The sequence below is a fragment of the Bradyrhizobium zhengyangense genome, from assembly GCF_022012435.1.
In the GTDB taxonomy this organism is placed as follows: Bacteria; Pseudomonadota; Alphaproteobacteria; order Rhizobiales; family Xanthobacteraceae; genus Bradyrhizobium; species Bradyrhizobium zhengyangense.
Window position 1 is genome coordinate 1 of sequence record NZ_JAKLUA010000066.1, and the last position, 2,488, is coordinate 2,488.

General features: G+C 56.8%; 1 protein-coding gene. It reads left to right on the plus strand.

All coding sequences use genetic code 11. From position 1 onward, the window contains the following. Positions 1–1,021: 1,021 nt before the first annotated feature. On the plus strand, positions 1,022–2,314 hold the full coding sequence (locus tag L6637_RS42140) for a hypothetical protein (RefSeq protein ID WP_237874443.1): 1,293 nt from the start codon (positions 1,022–1,024) through the stop codon (positions 2,312–2,314). Positions 2,315–2,488: the final 174 nt, after the last annotated feature.

The following is a 2,488-nucleotide window of genomic DNA, read 5'->3' on the forward strand; positions in this document are numbered from 1 at the left end:
TCAACCGAGATCATAACCCAGATGGTGGGGGCAGTTCTTCATGACGCAAAGGGGGCAGTTCCGGATGGCGTTTGACAGACGCAAAGCGGCTCGGTTCACGAGAGCCCGCTGCGGCGAACGCCGCACGCGCTCAAACGGAAGAGGCGGAACTGAATTTTCCTCGCAACCGCGACAGATCACAGGCTAGCTCACCTACGCAGCGACGCCGTCTGCCGTCGGATTCGGATGTGCTTGCCATTCCGACAATTGGAGCTCCTAACCCGGCTTTCCGGGCGAGTTTAACGACAGATTGTCGGAATAAGGCCTCATGGCTAAAGGGAGTCAGGTGCCTCTCGACCAGTGGGCACACACCACCCCGCCGAAGAGAAATCAGAGCAGATGACCACCTGTTGAGCTGTCTTGCGGTCGATTTCGATCATACTTTCCCCAGCAGCTCTCAAGCTAAGTGTCCGCTTTCGCCGCTTGGTTCCGAGCGCTTCACCGGTCCGATCTAGCCGCTCGTACATTCCAACCCAATTTCGCTCCAGGCCAGCCGATTGCCGCACCAGCTATCGTCGTCCCTTGTTTCTCAGTCAATTTTCGGGTTCGGATTCGAGCAGTTTGTTGGCTAGAGCTAGTCGAGCCTGGCGTGGCGCACACCGAGACAGATAATTGCGCATCATTACGCATGCACCAGCGAGCGACGATTGCGAAGAATCATGAACGCTTAGACGGTAGCGATTTATATGATCGGATGGAGACTAATGGCGTCCCGCCTTGCACTTCCTGCTCGTTACCCACCAGTCGGCACATGGCCCGCAGTTATGCGGGCGGATATGGTCGCAGCCTATTTAGATTACCGCGACACAGCCGAACTTGCACGCGCAGTCGCCCGTGGGGAAGCGCCTCGCCCGAGCTGTTATCATGGAACTGGTCGCTCACGACAGCCAGTTTGGTCGAGAGCGGCCATTGATCACTTTGCCTCACCGCACGGGACCACGATCACGGATAATTCAGACGGACAAGACTTGGCCTCGCTCGTATGAAGATGCCTCACACCACATCGATACTTCCCCGTTACTGTCGGCGAAAGGCATTGAAACGTGGCGGCTGGGCGTACTTTTTCGAGCCGCCCACCTGGGCGCGAAACCAAGGCTGCACCATCGCATCCGAAGCCCTCGGCGAGGATCTTGCGGTGGCTCAAGACCGAGTCAAGAATGTCCTGTTACCCGCTTTTGACAGCTGGCGTTCCGGGGGCCTAACCGACATGTCTCCGGCTTCGCCTGTATCTGGCACTTTCGATTGGCTCGTATGGATTTTCAAAACGCACCAGAAGTGGAAAGAAGTCGATCACAAAACGCAACGACTCTACGATCAAGGATTGGCACTCTTTGCTAACCACGAGCTGAAGGATGGCAGTCGGGCGGGCTCGAAACAGATTTCAACCTTCACCAGAGGATTTGTCGACGCCGTCTATGCGAAGTTGCTGGTCGTAGAACGCAAGGAAGCGGACGGCAACACTGTCAAGCGCGAACGTCGGCGCTTCGCAAATGCGGCCATGACGGCTTGCAGGCGCGCTTGGTTTGTTGGGCAGCGCGCCCACGAGGCAAAGGTCCCCGAAATGAACCCATTCTCCCGAATGGGTCTAAAGTCTCGAGCCCCTGGCCAACCAGCGCGGGAAACGCCCACTGCTAACTGGGACGAGCTTGTCGCGTTTAGGCGCGCAGCCAAGAAGCTCGGCTTTCACTCGATCGGGACAGCCGCGCTGCTCAGCTGGGAGTGGCTACAGCGCGAAGAACATGTGTTCGGAGCCTTCGAAATAGCGCACTATCGCCCGGAGGGACGACCAGATAGTGTGAGAATTGTACATCCAAAGAATGGCGAAGAAGCATGGTGGCCTCTCTTCGACGAAAGTGGAGTGCCGCTTTTCCCCGAATTAATGACAGAACTCGACGCTATCAAAGAAAGGGGGACTTCCGGATTGGCTTTCCGGCGCGATCATCCCCATCGAAGATCGAACATTCAGCTCCCATGGATTACCCAACGCAAAGATCTTCGTTATCTCCGCTTCGTGGTCAAGAAGATCATCTCCGCAGCGGGGCTTCGCGACGAGCTTTCCTTCACATCATTTCGTCACGGCGGCTTTACCGAAGGCGCCGACAGCGACCTCACGGACGCTGAGTTGCGCACCGCCGGCCGCCATCGCTCAAAGTATCAATTGCCAACTTATGCCAAGCGCACCAGGAAACAGCTGATTACGGCCTCTAAAAAGCGTCGCTCGCAGCGCTCTGGAACAACTCTCTTGGACGATCCGCTCGTGGCCAGAACGAGGTAAGGGGTAGCCTTCTGCCACATTAGCACTACTTTGGCAGAATGTGTTTTCGCCGCTGTTTTTCAAGGATTTGCTTTCGGCAATATGGGCACTGCTGGGGCGGCGGCCGAAGGATGAGATCGACGATGGCGTGACGTACGGCGGGCATGGTTGGTTGAGGCGGAGGCCCGTTGATTC

Coding starts and splice junctions, on each gene's coding strand:
- L6637_RS42140 (WP_237874443.1), top strand. CDS start 1,022: ATGAAGATGCCTCACACCACATCGATACTTCCCCGTTACTGTCGGCGA.